Origin of the sequence: Streptomyces minutiscleroticus (genome assembly GCF_014650875.1) — a bacterium.
GTDB lineage: Bacteria > Actinomycetota > Actinomycetes > Streptomycetales > Streptomycetaceae > Streptomyces > Streptomyces minutiscleroticus.
On the sequence record NZ_BMVU01000293.1, the window covers coordinates 1 to 508 of the forward strand.

Annotated in this window: 1 protein-coding gene; it reads left to right on the top strand. The window is 36.8% G+C overall.

The annotated features are described in order from the left end of the window. The coding region (locus tag IE271_RS44790; protein ID WP_190195552.1) for a Sua5 YciO YrdC YwlC family protein at window positions 1-292 on the top strand (292 nt) is incomplete at its 5' end. Between the last annotated feature and the right edge of the window lie 216 nt (window positions 293-508).

Here is a 508-nt window from a genome sequence, read left to right on the forward strand (position 1 = left end):
CCTGGTGCGCACGCCCAACGCTTTTAAAAACTTTATTAGAAGAAGCGCTAAAACCACTTTTATTTATCCTAACTCTAAAGCCGTTCGTGTGGTTAGGGGCAGGCATGGGGATTTTTTAAAGCGTTTTAAAACGCTCTATAGCACCTCAGCCAATCTCACCCAATGCGCCTATGATGAAGAAATCGCTTCCAAGCTCGCTGATGTGATTGTGAGCGATGAAAGGGGTTTGTTTGAAAGCTCTAGCTCTAAAATGTTCAGGCTTTATAAAGATAAAAAAGTGAGAGTGAGGTAGAAAAGACCTTTCGCATTCTGCGCGTTTGAAATGGGTTTTTGTGGGATTTTTCTAAAAGTTTATCATTTGTTTATCAAAAATGGCTAGCTCTTTTAAGGTGGTTGTAATATTTTTTTGACTACAATAACACCTTTATTTTTTAAGCAATTATTACTATATTTAGGATTTTAAGAATGAATGACAAGCGTTTTAGGAAATGTTGGAGTTTTTCTGTTG